Raw genomic sequence first — 23,991 nt, 5'->3', positions numbered from 1 at the left:
AGAAAACTCGAAACTAATAAGGATCCGTCATGAAACCAGCCAATAAATTACGCTATTATCACTGGCGCGGCGTCAACCAGGCGGGACGAAAAGTCTCCGGCGTCATTATTGGCTTTCAGGAACAGGAAATTCGCAGCAAGCTAACGGAACAACGGATCCAGGTAAAAAAAATCAAACGCCGCAAACCGTCAACGCTCAGCAAATTGCGAAATCAGATGACATCAAAAGATGTCACCGACACGACCCGTCAACTGGCCACCATGATTGAATCCGGCGTGCCAGTCGTACAATCGCTCAAGCTTATCTCACAGAGCCACCATAAATCGGAAGTTCGGGCCGCGCTGTCACAGGTGACAACCCAGGTTGAAGCAGGCTCGTCGCTGTCGAAGGCATTAAAAACCAGCTCGCCGCTGTTTGATACGTTTTTTTGTGACCTGGTAGAAACAGGCGAACAGACGGGGCACCTCGGCGAAGTCTTTTCCCGGGTTGCCACTTACCGGGAAAAAAACGAAACCACCCGCAAGAAAGTCATCAAGGCGATGATTTACCCCGCCATGGTGACCTTTACGGCCATATTGGTCACCATTATGATGCTGGTCTTTGTGATCCCGCAATTTGCCAGTATCTTCAGCAGCTTCGGAGCCGAACTGCCATGGTTTACCCGCCAGGTGATTAAGGCATCGGATTTTCTGATTAACTACGGCGGCTATCTGGCCATTGCGATGACGGTTTTCTTATTGCTCTATCGTTACAGCTATAAAAAATTCTATCGCCTAAGACTTTCAGTCAATCGTTTTACCCTTAAATTACCGCTTATCGGCAATGTGTTGTTAAAAGCCACTATTGCCCGTTTTGCCCGAACCTTAGCGACCACGTTCAGTGCCGGTATTCCGCTGCTCACCGGGCTGCAATCAGCCGGAAGAACGACCGGCAACCTGCATATTCAACAAGCGATTAACGAAGCATATACCAGTACGGCTGCTGGAATGCCGCTGTACTTATCGTTACGCCAGTGTAATGTTTTTCCTGAGCTGATGCTGCAAATGACCATGATTGGGGAAGAGTCGGGGGCGCTGGATGATATGCTCAATAAAATGGCCCTGCTTTATGAGGACGATGTCGATAACACGGTCGACAACCTGGGCAAAATTCTCGAACCGCTGATTATTATTATTCTTGGCGGGCTGATCGGCGGCCTGCTGATCGCCATGTATATGCCTATTTTCACCTTAATGAGCGTGATGGGGTAAGTTTGAGGTAAGAGGTTCGAGGTTCGAGATCCTAGAGTAAAGCGGTCCTGGGGTCCTGTCAGGCAGACTCCCTGAGCCTCGACGGGGAGTCAAGCTTTTCCGCTCTTTCCATAGGATCCTAGGGCCATAGGGCCGCTCTTCCTAATCACTAGAATCTCGGTTCTAGGATCTGCCCCTCTAATCCCCTACAATAACCGCAACAACTAATATGAGATGTTTTCATGGAACTGCTTACTTACTACCCTTGGTTATTTCCTCTCTCCGCCGCTATCTTCGGGCTGTTGATTGGCAGTTTCTTGAATGTGGTGATTTACCGCTTACCCGTTATGATGGAGCGGCAATGGAAAGCTGATTGTGTTGAATGCTTCCCTGAATTTGGCGCGAATGCTGAAACGACGGCACCGTTTAACCTCAGTGTGCCTCGTTCCCGCTGCCCGCACTGCCAGCATGCTATCACCATATGGGAGAACATCCCGGTCATCAGCTGGCTCTTGCTTAAAGGTCGCTGCAGTGCCTGCCAGGCCAAAATCAGTGCACGCTATCCGGCCATTGAGCTATTAACGGCAATCATGACCGCCACCATTGCCATCATGCTGCCGCCTTCACCATGGGCTCTGGCCGTTATTTTCTTCAGCTTTGCACTGATTGCTCTGACCTTTATTGATATCGACAAAATGTTACTGCCCGATCAAATCACCTTACCGCTGATGTGGGCCGGGATTTTTGTTGCCTTGCTTGGCTGGAGTCCGGTCTCGCTACCAGACGCCATCATCGGGGCGATGGCCGGTTACCTATCCCTGTGGAGCTTATACTGGTGCTTTAAGTTGCTAACGGGCAAGGAAGGTATGGGCTATGGCGATTTTAAGCTATTAGCCGCGCTTGGAGCCTGGCTGGGCTGGCAGACTCTGCCTTTTGTGGTCCTGCTCTCTTCCTTGGTAGGTGCAATCTGTGGCATCATCTTGTTGCGTATGCAAAAATCAGATTCACAGACACCTTTTTCATTTGGCCCTTATCTTGCGATGGCTGGCTGGGTCGGCATTTTATGGGGGAGCCAGATCATTGACTGGTACCTCGGTTCATATTTAGGACTGTCGCTATGACTATGGTCGTTGGCTTAACGGGCGGTATTGGCAGTGGAAAAACCACTGTCGCTGATTTATTTGCTAAATATGAGATAAACGTTATCGATGCTGATGTTATTGCCAGGGAAGTCGTTGAGCCGGGAACGCCCGGATTAACGGCGATTATCAACAAGCTGGGGGCTGACATCTTGCTGGCCGATGGCACCCTTGACCGAAGTAAGCTCAGACAAGCCATTTTTAATCAACAACCGCTGAAAGAGTGGCTGAACAGCCTGCTACACCCTCTTATCCGGGAAAAAATGCAGGATGAGATAAAGAAGGCAACCTCTCCTTACTGCTTGCTGGTGGTGCCGTTAATGGTTGAAAAAAACCTGCAAGTCATGACTCACCGCCTGTTAGTGGTGGATGTGGATGAAGAGATACAGGTAGCCCGCACCCAGCAGCGCGACCAAGTTGATCCTGAGCATGTGAAAAAGATCCTGGCGGCTCAGGCCTCTCGTGAAAAAAGGAACGCTGCCGCAGACGACATCATTTGTAATAATGGTGACAGCACAGTACTTGAAAATAAAGTGGCGAAATTACATCAACAATATCTCGAAATGAGCCGGCTTTATCCGTAATTTCACTGGCATTAAGTAACGATATATTCAGAGCCTTCGCAAGAGGTTCAATTCAAGGTGCACTCATGCAGACAAACCGTTTTGAACATCCGTTGAATGAAAGAGTGCGTATTTACTTACGCCTTGAGTCTTTGATCCGCCAAATGACCCATGCCAGCCAGCTGAGCGACCAATGGCAGCATCAGGTGTTCTTCCGCGCACTGTTTGACTTACTGGAAATTCTTGATCAGGTTCAGCTTAAAACCGAGCTGGCTAAAGATCTTGAGAAGCAAAGAGCCCGGTTAAAGAATTGGTTAAATGCCGAGGGCGTGGATCAGACCGCGCTTTTAGAGTTACTTGATAATATGGATATGGCGCACCACAAATTAATAGCCGCGACGCGCCTGGGGCAGGATTTACGTGATGACCGCTTTTTAAGTGGCATCAGACAACGCTTCTCGATTCCCGGCGGCAGTTGCTGCTTTGACCTTCCGGCACTGCACCACTGGCTGCATTTACCTTTAGCCCATAAGCAAAATGATATTGCTAACTGGCTTAAACAACTGGCAGAAATGACCTTCGCGCTCAATTTATGGCTCCGTTTTACCCGTGAATCAGGACAACTCCAACCGCAAATTGCACGTGGTGGTTTTTTCCAGCATGATGCAGAAAATGCACATTTATTACGTCTGCATATTTGCCCTAGCTATGGGGTATACCCTATGATATCCGGACATCGTAGCCGTTTTGCCATACGTTTCCTGCCATTTGAGGAAGGCGCGACGATTGCGGATAATATTGAATTTCAACTAGCCATCTGCTGAGGTCGCCTTGTGTCACAATCAAAGAAACCTATGATCGTTAAATGCCCCACCTGTAAAACCGACGTGGAATGGAGTGAGGCAAGTCCGTTTCGACCTTTTTGCTCAAAGCGCTGCCAGCTGATTGACCTCGGCGAATGGGCGGAAGAAGATAAAGCGATCCCAGGCGCGCCTGATACGTCTGATTCCGATATCTGGTCGGAAGATATGGGGGATTAAATCCAGTTCCGAGAGGCGAGAACCTAGTTCCTGGAAAAAGCGGGAAGAGCGGTCCTGAGGACCTATGGTACTAATACCCGGACCATAGGACCATAGGACCATAGGACCAATTTACATCCCCATCAACTTTTCCAACACCGCATCATTGGCATCCGGGAACGCATAGCGCGTCAAGTCTGCCAGCTTTACCCACTCCCCCGGCTGGCCTTCTTTACCATAGGCCTCACCATGAAAGGCTTTAACCAGGTAAAAGTCGAACTTGAGCGCCTTATCGGGAAAATCATGCTCCAGGGCCATAAAATGTTCTAGTTCCGTGGCATTAATACCCACTTCTTCAAACAGCTCACGGATGACCGCTTGTTCCGCCGTTTCGCCGACTTCCACTTTTCCGCCGGCAAACTCCCAGAAACCGCCCTGATGTGCTTTTGCTGCACGTCGGGTAATAAACACCTGATCATGGTCAGGGTTAAGAATGATCCCGGCCGAGATCCAAATGCGCTTTTTATCCAAACTGATAACCTACTGTCTGTGTCGAGTAGCGAGTGCCGAGTATCGAAAAATCATCTTCTCGTTACTCATATCTCGTATCTCGTATCTCGTATCTCGTATCTCGTATCTACTATAAACAAAAAGGCCGCTTGCGCGACCTTTTTACTCTATAAAACCGTGATTCGGCGGATCAATTAATTGATCTTACCGTGACATTGTTTGTATTTCTTGCCGGAACCACATGGGCAAGGCTCGTTGCGGCCCACTTTACGCTCATCACGCTGGAAAGTACCTGCAGATGCTTGCTCATCACTGTCACCTGCGATTTGGCTATCGGCATTCTGATGCTGATACTGCTGACGGCGAGCCAGCTCTTCCGCTTGCTGACGGCGTTCTGCTTCCATCCGATCAACTTCTTCCTGCTGCTGTACACGCACTTTGCTCAGGATTGCGATCACATCAGATTTTAGGCTTTCCAGCATCTCCTCAAACAGTTCAAACGATTCGCGCTTGTACTCTTGTTTTGGATTCTTCTGGGCATAACCGCGCAGGTGGATCCCCTGGCGCAGGTGATCCATCGCAGCAAGGTGCTCTTTCCAAAGCATATCCAGATTTTGCAGCATAACCGTCTTTTCAAAGTTACGCAGCACTTCGGCGCCGACCACATCCTCTTTCTGCTGGTAAATGGAAACCGCTTGCTCAACAATACGTTCACGCAGAGCTTCTTCGTAAAGCTTATCTTCCGTATCCAGCCATTCCTGAATCGGCAGATCCAGATCGAAATCGGCTTTCAGGCGATCTTCCAGCCCTTTCACATCCCACATTTCTTCCAGCGACTGCGGCGGAATATAGCTGTCAATTATAGCAAGCAGAACATCTTCGCGGTTATGTCCGATCATCTCGCTGATATCGTCAGCATTCATCAGTTCATCACGTAATTCGTAAACGACCTTTCGCTGATCGTTCGCCACATCATCGAATTCCAGCAATTGCTTACGGATATCGAAGTTACGGCCTTCAACCTTACGCTGGGCATTTTCAATCGCTTTTGTTACCCAAGGGTGTTCAATCGCTTCGCCTTCTTCCATCCCTAATTTTTTCATCATGTTAGAAACACGATCTGACGCAAAGATACGCATCAGGCCATCTTCCATCGATAGGTAGAAACGAGAAGAACCGGCATCACCCTGACGACCAGAACGGCCACGCAACTGGTTATCGATACGGCGAGATTCATGACGCTCGGTACCGATAATATGCAAGCCGCCCGCAGCAAGAACAGCTGCATGATCTTCTTTCCACTTCGCTTTAATCTGTTCGATTTGGGCATCCGTTGGTGCTTCCAACTTGGCAATTTCATTCTGCCAGCTGCCACCTAACACGATATCCGTACCACGACCGGCCATATTGGTCGCGATGGTTACGGAACCAGTCTGCCCCGCCTGAGCAACAATGTCGGCTTCTTTTTCGTGGAATTTCGCGTTCAGAACCTGATGCTTAATACCTTGTTTTTTCAATGCATTAGACAGCAACTCAGATTTTTCAATCGAAACGGTGCCCACCAAGACCGGTTGGCCTTTGGCTACACGCTCTTTAATATCTTCGCAAATTGCCGTAAATTTTTCGGCCTCGGTCATGTAAACCAAATCACCCATATCATCACGGATCATTGGTTTGTTCGTCGGCAGAACGACTGTTTCCAGACCGTAGATAGACTGGAATTCAAACGCTTCTGTATCAGCGGTACCTGTCATACCCGATAGTTTGCTGTACAGACGGAAATAGTTCTGGAAGGTAATTGATGCCAGCGTCTGGTTTTCGTTCTGGATCTTCACACCTTCTTTGGCCTCAACAGCCTGGTGAAGACCTTCAGACCAGCGACGACCGGGCATAGTACGCCCCGTGTGCTCATCGACAATGATCACTTCGTCATCTTTAACGATATAATCAACATCGCGTTCAAACAGAACATGGGCACGCAATGCTGCATTCACATGATGCAACAGGCTGATATTAGAAGGAGAATACAAGGTATCATCCACTGCCATCATTCCGTTCTGCTTCAGTAATTCTTCCACGAACTCCTGACCGTTTTCAGTCAGGTGCGCCTGCTTGGATTTCTCGTCAACAGTGTAGTGACCTTCGCCTCGGTACTCTTCGCTGTCTTCCTGATCTTGCCTGACCAGCTGGGGAATAAGCTTATTAATCTTGGTATAAAGCTCTGAACTATCTTCGGCAGGACCGGAGATGATCAGCGGAGTACGGGCTTCATCGATAAGAATGGAATCGACTTCATCGACAACAGCAAAGAAGCGTTCACGCTGAACACGATCTTCCGGACGGAACGCCATGTTATCGCGCAGGTAATCAAAACCAAATTCGTTATTGGTACCGTAAAGTACATCGGCGGCGTAAGCTTCTTTTTTCGCTTGCGGCGGCATGTTGGGTACGTTGACACCAACGGTCATACCGAGGAATTCAAATAGCGGACGGTTTGTTTCAGCATCACGCGTAGCCAGATAGTCATTCACGGTAACAATGTGAACGCCTTTTCCTGTCAGCGCATTCAGATAGGCAGGCAAGGTTGCGGTCAGTGTTTTACCTTCACCGGTACGCATCTCTGCAATCTGGCAATCATTCAGTACCATACCGCCAAGCAGCTGAACGTCGAAGTGACGCATGCCAAACACACGATTTGATGCTTCACGAACTGTTGCAAATGCTTCAGGAAGAAGCTGATCCAGTGTTTCACCCTGATCTAAACGCTCACGAAATTCGGCTGTTTTTGCTTTCAGCTCTTCATCCTGAAGGTTTTCAAATTGAGGTTCTAATTTGTTGATTTCATCAACAACTTTGCGCAAACGACGCAGGGTGCGGTCGTTACGGCTACCGATAACTTTAGTCAGTAGTTTTGATAACATGACGATGCCGTTTCTCTTTGTTATTTCAGCTCACAATACACGCTGAATTGCTTAATCTGAGGGTCATTGACGGGGATCATAGTCATCCCTGTTCCGCCTGAATCCGTCACTTTGTGTGACAATGAGGCCAACACCTAAAACAATGGTTGTAAATGATATTGTGGCACTCCTTGTCACTTTCAAGGGAAATAAGAAAACAATACCATTGTTATAAGATAATGTCGGATGGAACGACCAATAATAAGCAGCCATTCCCATTGGTTAACAGATCATTTCGGCGCATGACATCCCATGGAACTGGTATAATAAGCCATATTAACGGTGCCGCCTATGGTAAAAGCAAGTGACTTGCTTCCATATATGAAAAATTAGAACTTATACCAGTCTGGTTAGCCTAATTTTGATCAGGAAACACAAATGTTATGAGAGATCATCGCCCCCAAACCACAGCCAGCCTGTTGGATGACAGCAGTCTGAGCAATATCCAGCAGCGTGCGATTGCGCTCAGCAAGCTCAATGATGCCGTGCGCCAGCATTTAAATTGCGCCCAACATTGCCGTGTTAGTAACTATCGTCAGGGGATCTTAATTATTGAAACCTCTTCTGCGGCCTGGTCTATGCGGCTCAACTATGAACGCAATACCTTAATCAGCCAGTTACGCTCTAACCTGCTGCCGAAGCTGGTTAATATTGAGATCAAGGTGAACCCGGAACTTGCTGCGGTACAGAAGGCGAAAGAAGATAAAATGCCGGATATTGTGCAAAAACCGATCAGTGCGGTTGCCGCTCAGCACTTATTAGCAACAGCGGCAAACGCCCCCGAGAAAGTGAAAGCGAAGCTTGAACGACTGGCTAAGTTGGCAGAAAAAAATAGTTCACGCTCTTAACTCTTTTCTTTTGGCCATTCATACTCTTCTGTTTATTGCCTATCTCTTCGCAAAAATGACAAATTTCAGATACAAAAAAGCCGGACTGAGTCCGGCTTTTTTTAAATTCTAAATTGTACTTAAGCGAGCACCATGCCCGGTTGGGCAAACGTCACAGGAACATCTTGCTCTTCCTGGAAGGTTGACCACTCGTACGCTTCTTGATCAGCCAATACCGCACGCAGTAATTGGTTATTCAGTGCATGGCCTGATTTGTATGCGCGCATTTCACCAATGATATTGTGGCCACACATGTACAGGTCGCCAATGGCATCCAATACTTTGTGAGTCACGAGCTCATTGTCAAAACGCAGACCTTCATCGTTTAGGATGCGGTAGTCATCCAGAACAATCGCATTGTCAAAACTCCCGCCCAGACACAAGTTCTGAGACTGAAGATATTCAATGTCACGCATGAAGCCAAAAGTACGAGCGCGGCTGATATCTTTTACGAATGACTTACTTGAAAAATCCAGCACCAAGCGCTGCTGATCTGAATCAATCGCAGGATGGTTAAAGTCGATAGCAAAGTCGAGACGGAAACCATTATAAGGAACCAGCTCCGCCCACTTGTCGCCATCTTCAATGCGAACAGGCTTTTTGATACGTAAAAAACGCTTAGGGGCGTTCAACGTTTCAATACCCGCAGACTGAAGCAGATAAATAAACGGGCTTGCACTGCCATCCATAATTGGGATCTCAGGTGCATCAACTTCGATAATAACATTATCGATGCCCATGCCGGCTAATGCTGCATTCAAGTGCTCAACGGTTGAGATACGCACGCCTTGTTCATTCACAAGCGCAGTACATAGCATGGTATCACGCACAGAATTTGCATCTGCAGGAAAATCCACTGGTGGATTTAAATCTGTACGACGGTAAATCACACCCGTATTTGCGGCCGCTGGGCGCAAAATAAGCGTGACTTTACGCCCAGAGTGAAGACCCACTCCAGTCGTTTGCACAATGCTTTTAAGCGTACGTTGTCTGATCATCTATCTGTCTCAACTGTTTTTCTAGCCTGTCTTTTACAGGCTAATAACCCGCCCATTCCTCTGTTTAAATAACAACCTGTTACATAAGAGAAATGGACAGAAATCATACCATAAATCCGGATATAACCCAAACAATTTACTTTTCAGCTCTTCAGACCTTAACGATAGTCGCTCATTAACGTTATCGAAAGTGCTCATTTATCATTATAAACTCTACACTCTCGTCTTGCGCCAGAACAACATCACTGCAACCTGATCACCCAAAAATAATATTACTGACTGTTCACTGAAAATCAGTCTGCTTGCTTGCGTAAAAATGCTGGAATATCAAGGTAATCATGCTCAGCTTGAGGCTTAGATTTTTGTGCCGTTGCCGTCGATGAAGACTGCTGAACACCGCTACTTTCTACTGCCGCTGATGGCTGAGAAAGCGGTGCCGTCTTTAGTTCTTCAACTGGTACAGCTGGTTTTTCCTGCTGCACGGCCTGAACGGGCTTTGCCGTTGTTACTAATGTGATATCCGGCTTAGATTCTTTACCGATGCCTGTCGCGACTACCGTTACACGTAGTTCATCACTCATATCAGGATCAAGTGAAGTACCGATAACGACCGTTGCGTTGTCTGATGCAAAAGCTTTCACTGTGTTACCCACAGTTTCAAACTCGTCAAGACGCATATCCAGGCCAGCTGTAATGTTAACCAAGACGCCACGAGCCCCCGCAAGATCGATGTCTTCCAATAGCGGACTTGAAATCGCCATTTCTGCCGCTTCTTCAGCACGATCATCACCGGTAGCGACACCGCTACCCATCATCGCGTGGCCCATTTCTGACATCACAGTACGTACGTCAGCAAAGTCGACGTTGATCATGCCAGGACGAGTGATCAGCTCTGCAATACCTTGTACAGCATTCTTCAAGACATCATTTGCTTTCGCAAATGCGTCTAACAGAGTAATACCACGACCTAATACTTTCAGTAACTTTTCATTCGGAATCGTAATCAGGGAATCGACGTGCTTGGAAAGCTCCTCAATGCCTTGCTCCGCGAAAGCCATGCGCTTCTTGCCTTCAAAGCTAAATGGCTTAGTCACAACGGCAACGGTCAGAATACCGAGTTCTTTCGCCACTTCAGCAATAATAGGAGCCGCACCAGTACCGGTGCCACCGCCCATACCGGCTGCGATGAATATCATATCAGAACCGTCAAGCGCCGCTTTAATCGCCTCGCGATCTTCAAGCGCAGAATCACGACCCACTTGTGGGTTTGCACCAGCCCCCAGACCTTTAGTGATATCACCACCAATCTGGATAACCGTGCTTACACTGGTTTTACGAAGTGCCTGCGCATCAGTATTTACACTGATGAACTGAACACCTTCAATCGATTCACGTACCATGTGATCGACAGCATTACCGCCGCCGCCGCCAACGCCAATGACCTTAATTACCGCTTCATCAGACATTTCCATCATCGGTTCAAACATTTGTTCTCTCCGTTCATCCTGTTCGCATCAGGGTTAAAATTCTTTTCTTAGCCAGCCACTGATTTTAGTGAATATTCCTGAAACCGAGCGTTTAGGTTCCAGTTCACTATCATCAAATGCCTGACTGTCCTTTCCGTAATGCAGTAAACCTACTGCTGTCGCAAAATGCGGCGCCTGAACATAATCAGTTAAACCACTTAGCTCCAAGGGCTGACCAATACGTACCTGATTGCGGAAAACCCGCTCAGCACACTCAATCAAACCTTCAATCTGCGCGGCACCGCCTGTTAAGACAATACCGGCCGCTAAATGATGTTTTACACCCGCATCTCGCAGTTGTTCTTGTATTTCGACCAGCTTGTGATTAACCAGCCCCAATAATTCACTGTATCGAGGCTCTATCACTTCCGCTAAGGTCTGACTTTGTAAACTTCGTGAAGGTCGACCTCCCACACTAGGGACATCAACCTTGGCATCTTTACTTACCAATTCACTCAGCGCACAGCCGTATTTCACTTTGATCTCTTCTGCGTCGCCTGGCGGTGTACCAAATGCGTAAGCAATGTCGCTGGTGACAACATTGCCGGCATACGGAATCACTTCTGCATGGCGCAATGCGCCACCTGACCAGACGGCGAGATCCATGGTGCCACCACCGATATCGACCACGCAAACACCCAGCTCACGTTCATCTGCTGTGAGCACGGCATGGCTGGCAGCCAGACCAGAAAAAATAAGGTGATCGACTTTCAACCCACAACGCTCAACCGCTTTCACGATATTACGCGCCATGTCGTTGTGACAAGTGATCAGATGAACACTGGCTTCCATGCGGACCCCCGATAAACCTACCGGGTTTTTTATGCCTTCCTGATAATCAATAGCAAATTCCTGAGGAATTACATGCAAAGTTCGGTGTTCATCGCTAATTTTTACCGATTTCGCCGTATGGATAACATTATCGACGTCATCTTGGCTTACCTCTTTGTCAGAAATCGGCACCATGCCTTTTTCTGTTTGACAACGAATATGTTTGCCTGATAGCGACAAATACACGGAAGAGATTTGGCAATCTGCCATCAGTTCCGCTTGATCAACCGCACGCTGAACCGATTTGACGACGGATTCAAGATCATTGACTCCGCCTTTATCCATTCCACGTGACGGGCTGCTGCCGACCCCAATGACATTTACATTGCCATCAGGAAGCACTTCTCCAACCAAAGCACATACTTTGGAGGTGCCGATATCAAGACCAACTATGAGTTTTTTATCTGCCGCCTTAGTCATTAGCGCACGCTCTTATTCTTGTTCAGGAACAATTTTCCAACCCACAGCTGCGCCAGTATCATAACGCAAGTCTACGTACTCTATCGCCTTAGCCTGCTGTTCTAGCTCAGGATAAAGCCATATAAAGCGCTCCAGGCGCTCCATCCGGGCCTCTCGACCCAGTTCAAGCCGAGTTCCATTGGTCAGCCATACTCGCCAGGATCGTCGCTCGTTTAATGCAAGCGTATCAATTTCAAAGCCCGCAAGCTGTAATCTTGGTTGCATTTCACGCAACGCAGCAAGCACTTCCTGACTATTTTTATCAGGCCCTGTCAGATGAGCCAACCCTAAATCAGCCACCTGCTGTGCTTGCGCGGCAAAAACCATACCTTGCTGATTAACCAGATGCTCGTCATTCCAGACCGCAGCAGGCTGATGCTCAACAAGAAACACTTTTACTGTCTCTGGCCACTGCTTACGTACTGATGCACGTGCTACCCAAGGTAACGACTCTAATATTGCCTGTATGTCATCGACATCCTGAGTCATAAAACTGCCCAGATGATCAAGCTGTAAAATCGCCTGCCGTACATCTTCGGTTGTCAGATAATCCAGTTCGCCTTGAATGACCAGTTGAGACAGAGGCAAACGATTTGCGTCTGTCATCCAGTTCATCGCGGCACTGATCAACCATGCTGTAAAACCAATGACAAAAAGAAAAAACGCCAATCCCCCCCAGTGTCTGTTAACAACTGAAGGTGAAAGATAGCTTATTCTTTTTACGACTGCTTCAGCCATACTTTGTCTGCTTACCCTTACCTAACTAGCCAATATTGCCAATCCGTAAGTCATGGAGCTACCCAGGTATTACTAAGCAAAGTTGAGCGATTATACCGACCAACTCGTTGCTCTCCAACTATTGTTGACATTTTCATTGCATAACCTGATGCTAATTCCATGCTGGCGGTGATAAAACCCACAAAAACAATGCCAAAGCGCACTAATAATAATGCAGGCATTTCCACCGCCACACGCTTCCGAGAGGCTATTCGCCTCTCATTTCGGTAATATCCAGCTTCATTTCCGCTAATTGACGCGCAATTTTGCCCACATCGCCGGCACCTTGGGTCAGAACTAAATCATCATTTTGAAGAATATTGGCCAGTGCCGCCGGTAATCCATCTCTCGTCGGAACAAAAATCGGATCAATTTTGCCACGTCCCCTAATCGTTCTGCACAGTGCGCGTCCATCGGCCCCGACAATCGGTGTTTCACCGGCCGAATACACATCCAGCATCAGCAACACATCGACCTGTTCTAATACATTGGCAAAATCATCATACAGATCACGGGTGCGGCTGTATCGATGCGGCTGGAACACCATCACCAGACGCTTCTCTTGCCAGCCAGCGCGGGCAGCCTGAATCGTCACATCCACTTCACTTGGATGGTGGCCGTAGTCATCAACCAGCATGACAGAGCCATTGCCTGTTTCAAACTCGCCTAAATGGTCAAAACGACGTCCTGTTCCCTGAAACTCTGCCAATGCGTGAACAATCGCGTCATCATTGACGCCCTCTTCTGTTGCCACGGCCACCGCTGCCGTCGCATTGAGCGCATTGTGCTTACCCGGAACATTCAATTTTACGGTAAGGCTAGGTTTGCCTTTGCGTAAAATTGAAAAATAACCCTGTTGGCCTTGCTGATTATAATCAACAATGCGCATATCAGCATCATCAGAAAAACCGTATGTGATGATTTGGCGTCCAATTTTGGGTAGTAGCTCACGAACAACAGGATCATCGATACACATCACCGCCAAACCATAAAATGGCAGATTATGGAGAAAATCGATAAACGTCTGCTTTAATACTTCAAAATCGCCGCCATAGGTATCCATATGGTCAGCTTCAATATTGGTGACGATCGATACCATTGGCTGCAGATGCAAGAATGACGCATCACTTTCATCGGCTTCCGCAATCAGGTAACGACTACAGCCTAAACGGGCATTGGTACCCGCACTTTTTACCAAACCGCCATTAACAAAAGTCGGATCGAGGCCGGCTTCAGAATAGATTTGGGTCAGCAAAGCGGTGGTGGTGGTTTTACCATGGGTTCCGGCAACCGCAATACCGTGACGGTAACGCATCAGCTCTGCCAGCATCTCTGCCCGGCGCACCACAGGAATACGCTTTTCCCTTGCTGCAACCAGTTCAGGGTTATCTTGCGCTATCGCGGTCGAGACCACAACCACACTGGCGCCGGTGACATTTTCAGCCGCGTGGCCAAAAAATATTTCAGCGCCTTTGCTCGTCAGGCTGTCGGTCACAGCGTTCGGGGCAAGATCTGACCCGCTAATACGATAACCTTCATTCACTAATACTTCTGCAATGCCGCTCATCCCGGCACCGCCAATTCCAACAAAGTGAATACGCTCAACGCGGCGCATCTCTGGCACCATGGTTCTGATTTTTGCTAATTGCTGGTTATCCAGTTTACTCATCACGCTGTTCTCATCTTATTTTGTTGCTAGCGATTTGATCACGTCCGCTACCCGAACGTCAGCATCAACAATCGCTGCATCCCGTGCTGCACTTGCCATCTTCTCAAGTGTGCGACGATCTAAATGGTTCAATTCTTCAGCTAAGCCTGCCGCGGTTAAATCCGTCTGCTCAATCATTTTAGCGGCACCACCCTGTACCAAGTGATCGGCATTTAATGCCTGCTGACGATCTTTATGCATGAAAGGAACGAAAATCGCCCCTACGCCGGCGGCCGACAACTCTGAAACCGTTAATGCACCGGAACGGCACACCACGACATCTGCCCAGGCATATGCAGCCGCTATATCATCAATAAATTCGGTGACTTTATGAGGCCTGTCGGTTTGAGCGGCATAAGCTTGCTCGGTTTCAACCTGGCTTCCTTTACCGGCCTGATGCCAGATAGTCACTTTATCACCTAACAGACCGGCGACTTCAGGCAGTGTCTGATTCAGAATACGGGCCCCCTGGCTTCCGCCCATAACAAGAATACGTACCGGGCCTTGGCGGTCAGCAAAACGCTCTTGAGGGCTTGCCAGTGCTGTCACATCTTGACGGACGGGATTACCAACAACCTCTTTGTTGGCAAAAGCGCCGGGAAATGCCTGTAAAACTTTTGTTGCGAGTCGAGATAACCATTGGTTGGTTAAACCTGCCACTGCATTCTGTTCGTGTAACACAACGGGGACACCCGAGAGCCAGGCCGCAACACCGCCGGGACCGCTGACATAACCGCCCATGCCAAGTACGACATCCGGCTGCCAGGCTTTAATGTATTTTCTTGCTTGCAGGATCGCACCGACAATCTTAAAAGGCGCGGCCAACAAACGCATGACGCCCTGACCACGTAAGCCTTTCACTTTAATGAAGTCGATCTCAATGCCATGTTTTGGCACCAAGTCTGCTTCCATACGGTCGGCTGTACCCAGCCAGCGAATTTCCCAGCCTTCTTGCTGTAATTTCTTTGCGACAGCCAATCCCGGAAACACATGGCCGCCAGTACCACCAGCCATCACTAATAAACGTTTATTCTTGTTCATCGTTGGTCTTTTTGTCATCCGATTGTTCTGAGTCTACAGGTCCGTATTTCGCTGCCAGCCGCTGCTCATGGTCGATGCGTAGCAAAATAGCGACCGCGGCTGCCATAATAAATAAACTTGAGCCACCATAACTGATCAAGGGTAACGTCAGGCCTTTGGTCGGCACCATACCGGCAGCTGCGCCGACATTGACCAGAGTCTGAAATGCGAACCAAAAACCAAACCCAAATGCCAGAAAGCCACCAAACAGCTGTTCTGACTGTAAGCATTTACGGCCAATAAACAGCGCTTTAAATACCAGGGCGAAAATCAGTATCAGTACAACCGTGACCCCGATCAGCCCCAGCTCTTCAGCCAGCACCGCAAATACAAAGTCGGTATGCGCCTCGGGCAGGTACTCCAGTTTTTGAATCGAGTTACCCAGCCCCTGCCCCAGCCACTCGCCACGGCCAAAGGCCATTAATGACTGAGTCAGCTGGTAACCACTGCCGAACGGGTCTTCCCACGGATCCAAGAAGGATGTAACACGACGCATCCGGTAGGGCTCGAACACAATCAAAACCCCAATACCCAATAATGCGGTCGCAATCATTGCCAGAAATTGCCATAACTTCGCCCCGGCAATAAATAACATGCCAACGGTAGTGACAAACATCACGACGAAGGAGCCTAAATCCGGTTGCTGCAGCAACAGCACAGCCAGAATACCCAAGACCACTAACGGCTTAATAAAGCCAAAAAAACTCTCGCGTACCTGGCTGTATTGACGAACCAGATAACCAGCTAAAAAAATAAATAGCGATAGCTTCGCGACCTCCGCAGGCTGCAGGTTAAAAATTCCTAGCGGGATCCAGCGCGATGCACCATTCACCGAACGGCCTACCATCAGTACCGCGACCAGCAGGAATATTGACGCCAGCAACATCGGCACACTGAGCTGGCGCCAGCGCTCCAGCGGTACCTGGACGATAAAAGCGGCGATCACCAGTGAACAAACCAGAAAGAAACCATGACGCAAGGCAAAATAAAAAGGGATATCGGTCAGACGGGTAGCCACTGGCACGGAAGCTGAGGTGACGATCACCAGACCCGTCATCATCAAGGTCAGGGCTATCCACACCAACTGACGGTCATACATGCAAGGCGCAGCCGGTTTGGTTAACCAGTCACTCACCGATAACATGCCATCTCTGGCTTGTCTTAGCATGCAGTTGCTCCGGCTACGTTATGCTGCAGCACTTTCGCCCGTTCGATAAATGCATCTCCGCGCGCCATAAAATTAGGGAACTGATCAAAGCTGGCACATGCTGGCGACAACAAGATCATGTCACCCGCCAGTGCCGCCTCTGCAGCAATGTCCATCGCTTGTGCCATGGTTTCGACACAAACCGGCGCTGCAACCAGAGACGCAAAAATATGACCATCACGGCCAAAACAGTACAGCTGTACATTTAAGTCAGCCAGAACAGGCTTTAGTTCAGAAAAATCAGCCCCTTTTCCGTCCCCCCCCACTAACAGGTGCAGTCGCCCCGATAGGTTCAGCCCTTTCAGCGCCGCCAGCGTACTGGCCAGATTGGTTGCCTTAGAGTCATTGACCCATTGCACCCCATGCTGAGTAACCACTAACTGACAGCGGTGTGTCAGGCCGGTATAGCGTTTCAAAGCCCGGCAAGCCGCCTGACGATCAATATTAACCGCGTCAGCCAATGCAAGGGCGGCCAGGCTGTTGGCAACATTATGACGACCGACTAGCGCAATATCGCGGGCTTTTATCTGCGATTGACCGGCGATCGCTAAATATTCTTCACCCTGTTCCAGTTTGAGGCCATATTCTTCTGCATCAAAACCAAAACTGGTCATCGCATGGGAATAATCTTGTGGACGGGTCGCCAGATCATCACGGTTATAGATAGCCAAATCCGTATGATTAAAGATCCGCATCTTCGCCTGGCTGTAATCATCCAGCCCCTGGTAGCGATCCATGTGATCTTCTGACAAATTAAGATACACCGCGGCTTTAAGTTGCAGTGATGAGGTCGTCTCCAGCTGAAAACTGGACAATTCTAATACATACAAATCATGTTCTTGCGCCAGCATATCCAGTGCAGCAAAACCGATATTGCCCCCAACACCGACGTTAATTCCGGCTTCTTTTGCCATCTCGCCGACCAGGCTGGTAACGGTACTCTTACCATTTGATCCGGTAATAGCGACAACAGGCTTGGTTACGGCGCGTGCAAATAGCTCGATATCGCCGACAATTTCGACGCCCGCTTCAGCGGCTGCCCGCAGTTCTGGGGTCGCCAGGGCAATACCCGGACTGGCAACAATCAGATCGGCCTCTAATAACCAATCCATGTTCCACTGCCCGGAGCATAACTCCACATTCGCAGGCAGCTTATCTTGCCCGGGCGGTGTGATCCGGGTATCAATCACTTTGATCTCGCGTTCGTCCGATTGACGTAGCAGATGATTAACCACCGACAGGCCGGTCATTCCCAACCCGATGACGACTACCTTTTTCACACCGTCTAAGCCATTCATTTATCGTACCTTTAGCGTTGCCAGTGCAATCAATACCAACATTAATGTGATGATCCAGAAACGAACGATAACGCGAGGTTCCGGCCAGCCCTTCAGCTCATAGTGGTGATGGATCGGCGCCATACGGAAGATGCGCTGACCACGTAGTTTGTAAGAGCCCACCTGCAGGATCACCGACACGGTTTCCATCACGAATACCCCGCCCATGATAACCAGCAGCAACTCCTGGCGTACCAGCACCGCAATCGTACCCAGAGCGCCGCCCAGCGCCAGGGAACCGACATCGCCCATAAACACCTGAGCCGGATAGGTGTTAAACCAGAGGAAACCGAGTCCGGCCCCGACAATCGCGGTACACACTACCACCAGCTCACTGGCATCCTTCAGGTAAGGAATATGCAAGTAGTTAGCAAAGTTCACGTTACCGGTCGCCCAGGCAATAAATGCCATACCCGCAGCAACCATTACCGTCGGCATGATCGCCAGGCCGTCAAGGCCATCGGTCAGGTTCACCGCATTGCTGGTACCCACGATCACCAAATAGGTGAATACAATATAAAACAGGCCAAGCTGAGGCATCACGTCTTTAAAGAACGGCACCACCAGTTGCGTTGCGGCGGTATCTTTACCGTATACATACAGGGCAAAAGCGACCACAAAAGCAATTATGGACTGCCAGAAGAACTTCCAGCGAGCAACCAGACCATCGGTGTTCTTGCGCACCACTTTACGGTAATCATCGACAAAGCCAACCGCACCATAACCCAGCATGACGGTCAATACCGCCCAGACATAAGGGTTGGATAAGTCAGACCACAATAAAATTGTGATCGTGATCGCCGCCAGGATCATGATACCGCCCATGGTTGGCGTACCACGCTTGCTGAAGTGAGATTCAGGACCGTCATTACGTACTACCTGGCCAATTTGCAGTATTTGCAAACGGGCGATAAGCCGAGGTCCCATCCACAGGGAGAGGATCAGTGCGGTCAGGACACTGACGATTGCGCGAAACGTCAAATATTCAAACAGGCGAAAAAACGGAAAAGAGGACTCTAATAAGTCGGCTAACCAGTAAATCATTGTATGTTTTCCTGCAATGCGGCAATAACTTCTTCCATTCGGGAACTACGTGCTCCTTTTACCAGCACGGTTACCTCCGGGTGCTGGGGATTAAGCTGCTCTGTCAGCAATTGGATCAGTGCCGACTTGTCTTCAAAATGTTGTCCCTGGTTCATCTGGCTGACGACAGAACTGGCACAGCCATAAGTCAGCACCTGATCCAACGCTCTTTGCGTTGCATACTCAGCGATCTCCCGGTGCAGTTTGTCACTGTCTTCACCCAGCTCAGCCATGTCGCCTAAAATGAACCAGCGTTGTCCCTTAAACGATGCCAGAAGATCAATCGCTGCTTTCACCGAAGCGACACTCGCATTATAGGTATCATCAATCAGGCGTAACCCGTCACGTGGCTGGCTGACTTCAACCCGCCCTTTAACGTTAGCCACCCTCTCCAGACCCGCTTTAACTTGTGCTAGGGTTGCACCCGCTGCCATTGTTAACGCAGCAGCAGCCAGGGCATTTGCCACATTGTGAGTACCCGCTAACGTTAATGTGATCTCGGTTTCGCCTTCAGGGGTGCGCATTGTAAAACAAGCGAGCCCTTCAGAGTTAATAAATATGTCAGTTGCTGAGAGATCGGCACCAGATTGAGTGGTTGAGAAGGTTAAAATCTGATGTTCAGCCAATAATGGCTGCCACATTGCCAGTTCGTTAGAATCCAGATTGATAATGGCCGTTCCTTGCGACGCTTGAGGCAACGGCGTTAAGCCTTCAAAGATTTCACCTTTGGCCCTGGCGACTCCAGCCAAGGAGCCAAAGCCTTCAAGGTGTGCTTCCGCCAGGTTATTGATCAAGGCAACCTGAGGCTTTACCAGATTAACGGTATAAGAAATTTCATGCTGATGGTTGGCACCCAGCTCAATCACCGCATATTCATGCTCCGGGGTCAGTCGCAATAAGGTCAGCGGTACACCGATGTCATTATTAAAATTACCCGCCGTGGCCAGTACTTTGCCTTTCTGACTTAAAATCGCTGCCGCCATCTCTTTCACTGTGGTCTTGCCACAGCTGCCAGTCAGCGCCAACGTCTTAAGTCCCTGCTCTTGCTGCATGGTATGTTTCAACCAGGCACCTAACTGGCCCAGCGCAATACGGGTATCTTTGACGACCAGTTGCGGTAAGCCAACAGGTAAGTAACGACTTACTAATAGTGCCGCGGCACCATTATCCATGGCACTCTGACAAAAATCATGGGCATCAAAACGTTCGCCTTTCAGGGCGATAAATAACGTCTCAGCGGTAATGTTCCGGGTATCCGTTGATACCTCGGCGATCCTGGCATCGCAACCAATCAGTTCAGCATCCAGAATGTCAGCCAGTTGTGTTAGCTGAACGTCGATCATGCGTTTTCCCCATTTGTTGTTCCCGAAGCATCGCTTTCCATAAGCAGGGCTTGTACCGTTTCACGGTCAGAATAATAGATAGTTCGATCGGCCAGAATTTGATAATCCTCATGGCCTTTCCCTGCGAGCAAGACAATATCAGCGGCATCGGCATGTTCCAGCGCCTGCAGACACGCCGCTTTACGATCATGGATCACCGTCGCCATTTCCGGCTGGCATAATCCCCGCAGCATATCAGCAACGATGATGGCCGGATCTTCACTGCGCGGGTTGTCATCGGTCAGAATAATATGATCGGCCAAACGTTCGGCCACTTGTGCCATCATCGGCCGCTTACCGCTGTCACGATCGCCACCACAACCGAAAATGCACCACAATTTACCGCGACAATGTACCCGTAAAGCCTGCAGGGCTTTTTCCAGTGCATCAGGGGTATGAGCATAATCAACTACAACCATTGATTTGTCAGGTCTTTGAAAAACTTCCATGCGCCCAATCACAGCTTGTAACTTTGGTGCTGTCGCGGTTAGCTTGGCTAACGGGTGACCTAATGCTAATAACGTGGCAAGTGCCAGCAATAGATTGGAGACATTAAACGATCCCACTAGCGGTGCGGTAAAGTGTCCTTGTCCCCAGCTGGAGTCAAACGCAATACTCACGCCCTGGGTACTATACGTAACAGCGGTAAGCCACAACGCCGGCCCTTGATGTCCAGCGAACGACGCTTTATCTGTCGCAACAGCAACGGCATTCGGCAGCTCTGACAGCCAGGCTCTGCCCGTTTCATCATCAGCATTAATCACCGGGATGCCTGCGTTATGCTCCGTAAACAGGGTTTTCTTGGCGTCTGCATAATTTTCCATATCACCATGATAATCGAGATGATCACGACTCAGATTGGTAAAAATACTGGCACTAAAATTCAGATCCCTGACTCGTCCCTGGACCAAACCATGAGAAGAGATCTCCATGGCCGCTAAATTCGCGCCCTGAGCAACCAAATCGGCCAGCACCTGCTGAATGTCAAGGGCACTGCCTGTGGTATTGGAGGCGGGTTTCAATTGGTTCAGTAAACCATTGCCTGTTGTCCCCATCACGCCAGACCGGTAATCAAGCAAATCGGCCCACTGGGCCAGCAACTGGCTGATGGTGGTTTTACCATTGGTTCCGGTCACGGCAATCAGCGTTAACTGACTGTCAGGCTGGCCATAAAAACGACCGGCAAGGGCGGAAAGCTGTGAGCCGAGATTGGCAACGTAAATGATGATGGCACCCGCTTGCTCGACGATATCACCGTGGTCCGCAATACTATCGGCTTCAGCCAGTATAACACTCGCCCCCGCGTCTATTGCCGCAGGGATAAAGCGACGGCCATCAACCGCATGACCGTTTATCGCCACAAACAGACCGCCGGCCTGCACCTCTCGGCTATCTAGGGTCAGGCTATTGACCTCAAGCTCAGCCAGAGGTTGGGGTAAAGGCAAATTGGAAAGCCGTAATTTGGAAAACCATAAGTTTGAAAACAATGGAGACAACAACGCTCCTATCTTACGGTTATGACTAGGTGTCGCCATGCGTATTGCCCTTGTTATGAACGATATTTAACTGATCTCCCGTACCGGCATCCGGCGGGACATTTAAGATCTGGAGGGCACTGCCCATGACTTCGGCGAAGATCGGCGCGGCGATGGCCCCGCCGTAGTACTGATCACCCTGCGGCTCATTCACCACTACCACCATCGCCAGACGAGGATTACTGATAGGGGCAAGGCCAGCTGTCATCGCCACATATTCGTCGCTATAACCGCCTGCAGCGGCCTTTTTCGCAGTACCGGTTTTCGCACCGACACGGTATCCCGGTACCGCCGCTCGCTTGGCGCTTCCTTCGGGATGGGTCACTGTTTCCAGCATGTTGAGTAGTTTACGGGTGTTTTCAGCCGATACCACCTGACGGCCCGGCACTACATCTTCTGTTTTCAAAATCGAAAGCGGACGATTTACTCCCAGCGCCCCTAGCGTGGCGTAGGCCCGAACCAATTGGATAGGCGTGACGGAAATCCCGTAGCCAAATGCCAGGGTCGCACGCTCAAAATCAGACCAGCGACGTCGATCGGGAAAAAATCCCATCGCCTCGCCAATTAAGTTAATACCTGACTCATCACCTAAGCCGACACTGCTGTACATCCCCAGTAAAGCATCAACCGGCATCGCCAGTGACAGCTTGCTTACACCGATATTACTGGATTTTTGCAAAATCTTAGCCAAGTTGGCCTTACCGGCTTTTGAGACATCCCGTACCCGGCTGCCACCGATTTGAAAAATGCCGTTACCGGTATTGATAATGGTATTTTCATCAGCCGTGCCATTTTCCATCGCCGCCAACACCACAAACGGTTTAATGGTCGAGCCCGGCTCCATGGCATCCGTAATGGCGCGGTTACGCATCCGGTAACTTTGTAACTGACTGCGGTTATTGGGATTGTAAGATGGCGCGTTCACCATCGCCAGGATCTCACCGGTTCGGACATCAACCATCACCACTGACGCTGAAGTCGCCCGGTAATCCACAACAGCTTGCTTCACCGCACGGTACGCGACAGCCTGCAAACGCTGGTCAATACTCAGAACCAACGGTTTACCCGGCTCACGCTTTTGCAATGAAATATTCTCGACCACACGGCCGTAGCGATCTTTTCGCACGGTACGTCGTCCCGGCTCACCCGTCAGCCAACCATCGTAGGTACGCTCGACGCCTTCCAGACCATGGCTATCGATACCGGTTACCCCGATAATATGCGCACTGACTTCGCCTGCGGGATAAAAACGGCGGGACTCATCTTTTAAGCCAATACCGGGCAGCTTTAACTTACTGACATAAGCAGCCATTGCAGGACTGACCTGACGTTGCAGGTAGATAAAGCGGCGATTTTTATTTTTATCGAGGCGGGTAAGTAATTGCTGGCGGTCGACCCCCAGCACATCCGCTAAGGCGTGCCAGCGCTGAACTTCTTGAATGCCGCCAGTTTTGTAGATTTGGACCGGATCAGCCCAAATAGCCTGAACAGGTACACTGACGGCAAGTTGCTCTTCATTACGGTCAGAAATCATACCTCGGGCTGAAGGCATTGCTTTGACACGTAACGATCGTAGATCCCCTTCCTGAATTAGCCGGCCCGGTTCCAGCACTTGGATATAGGCCGCACGGCCAATCAGTGCGAACAAGGCGAGAGCAACAAACCCGCATATAACACCAAAGCGCCACGGTATAAATACCGGTGGCGCTTCATGGCGACGTTGATTTTTAGTTTCAGGACGCTTGAAAAATTTCATAAACA

Annotated in this window: 21 protein-coding genes; 6 read left to right on the top strand and 15 right to left on the bottom strand. The window is 49.4% G+C overall.

The window, feature by feature from the left end; translation table 11 throughout:
* The first annotated feature begins 29 nt into the window (after nt 1-29).
* The 5 genes from C9I89_RS12565 to yacG all read left to right on the top strand — a co-directional run bounded on the left by C9I89_RS12565 (nt 30) and on the right by yacG (nt 3,971).
* Nucleotides 30-1,250: a type II secretion system F family protein gene (locus tag C9I89_RS12565; RefSeq protein WP_107283700.1), complete on the top strand. Its 1,221-nt coding sequence runs from the start codon at nt 30-32 to the stop codon at nt 1,248-1,250.
* A 221-nt stretch (nt 1,251-1,471) separates the two neighbouring features.
* Nucleotides 1,472-2,350, top strand: coding sequence for a prepilin peptidase (locus C9I89_RS12560; protein ID WP_107283699.1), 879 nt, complete (start codon nt 1,472-1,474; stop codon nt 2,348-2,350).
* Nucleotides 2,347-2,952: a dephospho-CoA kinase gene (gene coaE / locus C9I89_RS12555; RefSeq protein WP_107283698.1), complete on the top strand. Its 606-nt coding sequence runs from the start codon at nt 2,347-2,349 to the stop codon at nt 2,950-2,952. Before C9I89_RS12560 ends, coaE begins: the two co-directional genes overlap by 4 nt.
* Before the next feature lie 65 nt (nt 2,953-3,017).
* On the top strand, nt 3,018-3,755 hold the full coding sequence (zapD, locus tag C9I89_RS12550) for a cell division protein ZapD (protein WP_107283697.1): 738 nt from the start codon (nt 3,018-3,020) through the stop codon (nt 3,753-3,755).
* Between the two features lie 30 nt (nt 3,756-3,785).
* Nucleotides 3,786-3,971, top strand: coding sequence for a DNA gyrase inhibitor YacG (yacG, locus tag C9I89_RS12545; protein ID WP_107283696.1), 186 nt, complete (start codon nt 3,786-3,788; stop codon nt 3,969-3,971).
* Nucleotides 3,972-4,082: 111 nt separating this feature from the next.
* Here the strand turns inward: yacG and mutT are convergent, their stop codons facing one another.
* Both mutT and secA read right to left on the bottom strand, forming a co-directional pair.
* Entirely contained in the window at nt 4,083-4,481 is a 399-nt protein-coding gene (gene mutT / locus C9I89_RS12540; RefSeq protein WP_107283695.1) for an 8-oxo-dGTP diphosphatase MutT, read from the bottom strand.
* 173 nt (nt 4,482-4,654) lie between these two features.
* Nucleotides 4,655-7,381: a preprotein translocase subunit SecA gene (gene secA / locus C9I89_RS12535; RefSeq protein ID WP_107283694.1), complete on the bottom strand. Its 2,727-nt coding sequence runs from the start codon at nt 7,379-7,381 to the stop codon at nt 4,655-4,657.
* Nucleotides 7,382-7,803: 422 nt separating this feature from the next.
* Between secA and C9I89_RS12530 the strand changes: the two genes are divergently transcribed.
* The gene (locus C9I89_RS12530; protein WP_107283693.1) at nt 7,804-8,268 is read left to right on the top strand and encodes a DUF721 domain-containing protein; all 465 of its coding nucleotides are present in this window, start codon (nt 7,804-7,806) and stop codon (nt 8,266-8,268) included.
* 119 nt (nt 8,269-8,387) lie between these two features.
* Here the strand turns inward: C9I89_RS12530 and lpxC are convergent, their stop codons facing one another.
* The 13 genes from lpxC to ftsI form a co-directional block, all read right to left on the bottom strand.
* Nucleotides 8,388-9,305 (bottom strand): UDP-3-O-acyl-N-acetylglucosamine deacetylase, encoded by a 918-nt coding sequence (lpxC, locus tag C9I89_RS12525; RefSeq protein WP_107283692.1) that lies wholly within the window; start codon nt 9,303-9,305, stop codon nt 8,388-8,390.
* A 293-nt stretch (nt 9,306-9,598) separates the two neighbouring features.
* Nucleotides 9,599-10,792: a cell division protein FtsZ gene (gene ftsZ, locus C9I89_RS12520; RefSeq protein ID WP_107283691.1), complete on the bottom strand. Its 1,194-nt coding sequence runs from the start codon at nt 10,790-10,792 to the stop codon at nt 9,599-9,601.
* Nucleotides 10,793-10,825: 33 nt separating this feature from the next.
* Entirely contained in the window at nt 10,826-12,082 is a 1,257-nt protein-coding gene (ftsA, locus tag C9I89_RS12515) for a cell division protein FtsA (protein ID WP_107283690.1), read from the bottom strand.
* Nucleotides 12,083-12,094: 12 nt separating this feature from the next.
* Complete coding sequence (locus tag C9I89_RS12510) at nt 12,095-12,859, bottom strand: cell division protein FtsQ/DivIB (RefSeq protein ID WP_107283689.1); 765 nt, start codon at nt 12,857-12,859, stop codon at nt 12,095-12,097.
* 50 nt (nt 12,860-12,909) lie between these two features.
* Complete coding sequence (locus C9I89_RS22525; RefSeq protein WP_170107692.1) at nt 12,910-13,080, bottom strand: hypothetical protein; 171 nt, start codon at nt 13,078-13,080, stop codon at nt 12,910-12,912.
* Between the two features lie 26 nt (nt 13,081-13,106).
* A complete protein-coding gene (gene murC / locus C9I89_RS12500) occupies nt 13,107-14,567 on the bottom strand; it encodes a UDP-N-acetylmuramate--L-alanine ligase (protein WP_107283687.1) in 1,461 nt (486 codons plus the stop codon).
* A gap of 15 nt (nt 14,568-14,582) precedes the next feature.
* On the bottom strand, nt 14,583-15,647 hold the full coding sequence (murG, locus tag C9I89_RS12495; protein ID WP_107283686.1) for an undecaprenyldiphospho-muramoylpentapeptide beta-N-acetylglucosaminyltransferase: 1,065 nt from the start codon (nt 15,645-15,647) through the stop codon (nt 14,583-14,585).
* Nucleotides 15,634-16,854 (bottom strand): cell division protein FtsW, encoded by a 1,221-nt coding sequence (ftsW, locus tag C9I89_RS12490; protein ID WP_107283685.1) that lies wholly within the window; start codon nt 16,852-16,854, stop codon nt 15,634-15,636. Before ftsW ends, murG begins: the two co-directional genes overlap by 14 nt.
* Nucleotides 16,848-18,191 carry a UDP-N-acetylmuramoyl-L-alanine--D-glutamate ligase gene (murD, locus tag C9I89_RS12485; RefSeq protein WP_107283684.1) on the bottom strand — a complete coding sequence of 448 codons (1,344 nt, stop codon included), beginning with the start codon at nt 18,189-18,191 and terminating at the stop codon, nt 16,848-16,850. Before murD ends, ftsW begins: the two co-directional genes overlap by 7 nt.
* A complete protein-coding gene (gene mraY / locus C9I89_RS12480) occupies nt 18,192-19,274 on the bottom strand; it encodes a phospho-N-acetylmuramoyl-pentapeptide-transferase (protein ID WP_107283683.1) in 1,083 nt (360 codons plus the stop codon).
* Nucleotides 19,271-20,656 (bottom strand): UDP-N-acetylmuramoyl-tripeptide--D-alanyl-D-alanine ligase, encoded by a 1,386-nt coding sequence (murF, locus tag C9I89_RS12475; RefSeq protein WP_107283682.1) that lies wholly within the window; start codon nt 20,654-20,656, stop codon nt 19,271-19,273. Before murF ends, mraY begins: the two co-directional genes overlap by 4 nt.
* On the bottom strand, nt 20,653-22,230 hold the full coding sequence (gene murE / locus C9I89_RS12470) for a UDP-N-acetylmuramoyl-L-alanyl-D-glutamate--2,6-diaminopimelate ligase (RefSeq protein ID WP_107283681.1): 1,578 nt from the start codon (nt 22,228-22,230) through the stop codon (nt 20,653-20,655). Before murE ends, murF begins: the two co-directional genes overlap by 4 nt.
* Nucleotides 22,217-23,986 carry a peptidoglycan glycosyltransferase FtsI gene (gene ftsI / locus C9I89_RS12465; RefSeq protein ID WP_107283812.1) on the bottom strand — a complete coding sequence of 590 codons (1,770 nt, stop codon included), beginning with the start codon at nt 23,984-23,986 and terminating at the stop codon, nt 22,217-22,219. Before ftsI ends, murE begins: the two co-directional genes overlap by 14 nt.
* Nucleotides 23,987-23,991 lie beyond the last annotated feature (5 nt).

Source organism: Photobacterium lipolyticum (assembly GCF_003026475.1).
Taxonomy (GTDB): domain Bacteria; phylum Pseudomonadota; class Gammaproteobacteria; order Enterobacterales; family Vibrionaceae; genus Photobacterium; species Photobacterium lipolyticum.
Note: the sequence above shows the minus strand (reverse complement) of the source record. Positions and strands in the feature narration are given on the sequence as shown.

Bases quoted from the DNA above. Each gene is read 5' to 3' on its own strand.
- C9I89_RS12565 (WP_107283700.1), top strand. From the start codon at position 30: ATGAAACCAGCCAATAAATTACGCTATTATCACTGGCGCGGCGTCAAC.
- C9I89_RS12560 (WP_107283699.1), top strand. From the start codon at position 1,472: ATGGAACTGCTTACTTACTACCCTTGGTTATTTCCTCTCTCCGCCGCT.
- coaE (WP_107283698.1), top strand. From the start codon at position 2,347: ATGACTATGGTCGTTGGCTTAACGGGCGGTATTGGCAGTGGAAAAACC.
- zapD (WP_107283697.1), top strand. From the start codon at position 3,018: ATGCAGACAAACCGTTTTGAACATCCGTTGAATGAAAGAGTGCGTATT.
- yacG (WP_107283696.1), top strand. From the start codon at position 3,786: ATGATCGTTAAATGCCCCACCTGTAAAACCGACGTGGAATGGAGTGAG.
- secA (WP_107283694.1), bottom strand. From the start codon at position 7,381: ATGTTATCAAAACTACTGACTAAAGTTATCGGTAGCCGTAACGACCGC.
- C9I89_RS12530 (WP_107283693.1), top strand. From the start codon at position 7,804: ATGAGAGATCATCGCCCCCAAACCACAGCCAGCCTGTTGGATGACAGC.
- lpxC (WP_107283692.1), bottom strand. From the start codon at position 9,305: ATGATCAGACAACGTACGCTTAAAAGCATTGTGCAAACGACTGGAGTG.
- ftsZ (WP_107283691.1), bottom strand. From the start codon at position 10,792: ATGTTTGAACCGATGATGGAAATGTCTGATGAAGCGGTAATTAAGGTC.
- ftsA (WP_107283690.1), bottom strand. From the start codon at position 12,082: ATGACTAAGGCGGCAGATAAAAAACTCATAGTTGGTCTTGATATCGGC.
- C9I89_RS12510 (WP_107283689.1), bottom strand. From the start codon at position 12,859: ATGGCTGAAGCAGTCGTAAAAAGAATAAGCTATCTTTCACCTTCAGTT.
- C9I89_RS22525 (WP_170107692.1), bottom strand. From the start codon at position 13,080: ATGCCTGCATTATTATTAGTGCGCTTTGGCATTGTTTTTGTGGGTTTT.
- murC (WP_107283687.1), bottom strand. From the start codon at position 14,567: ATGAGTAAACTGGATAACCAGCAATTAGCAAAAATCAGAACCATGGTG.
- murG (WP_107283686.1), bottom strand. From the start codon at position 15,647: ATGAACAAGAATAAACGTTTATTAGTGATGGCTGGTGGTACTGGCGGC.
- ftsW (WP_107283685.1), bottom strand. From the start codon at position 16,854: ATGCTAAGACAAGCCAGAGATGGCATGTTATCGGTGAGTGACTGGTTA.
- murD (WP_107283684.1), bottom strand. From the start codon at position 18,191: ATGAATGGCTTAGACGGTGTGAAAAAGGTAGTCGTCATCGGGTTGGGA.
- mraY (WP_107283683.1), bottom strand. From the start codon at position 19,274: ATGATTTACTGGTTAGCCGACTTATTAGAGTCCTCTTTTCCGTTTTTT.
- murF (WP_107283682.1), bottom strand. From the start codon at position 20,656: ATGATCGACGTTCAGCTAACACAACTGGCTGACATTCTGGATGCTGAA.
- murE (WP_107283681.1), bottom strand. From the start codon at position 22,230: ATGGCGACACCTAGTCATAACCGTAAGATAGGAGCGTTGTTGTCTCCA.
- ftsI (WP_107283812.1), bottom strand. From the start codon at position 23,986: ATGAAATTTTTCAAGCGTCCTGAAACTAAAAATCAACGTCGCCATGAA.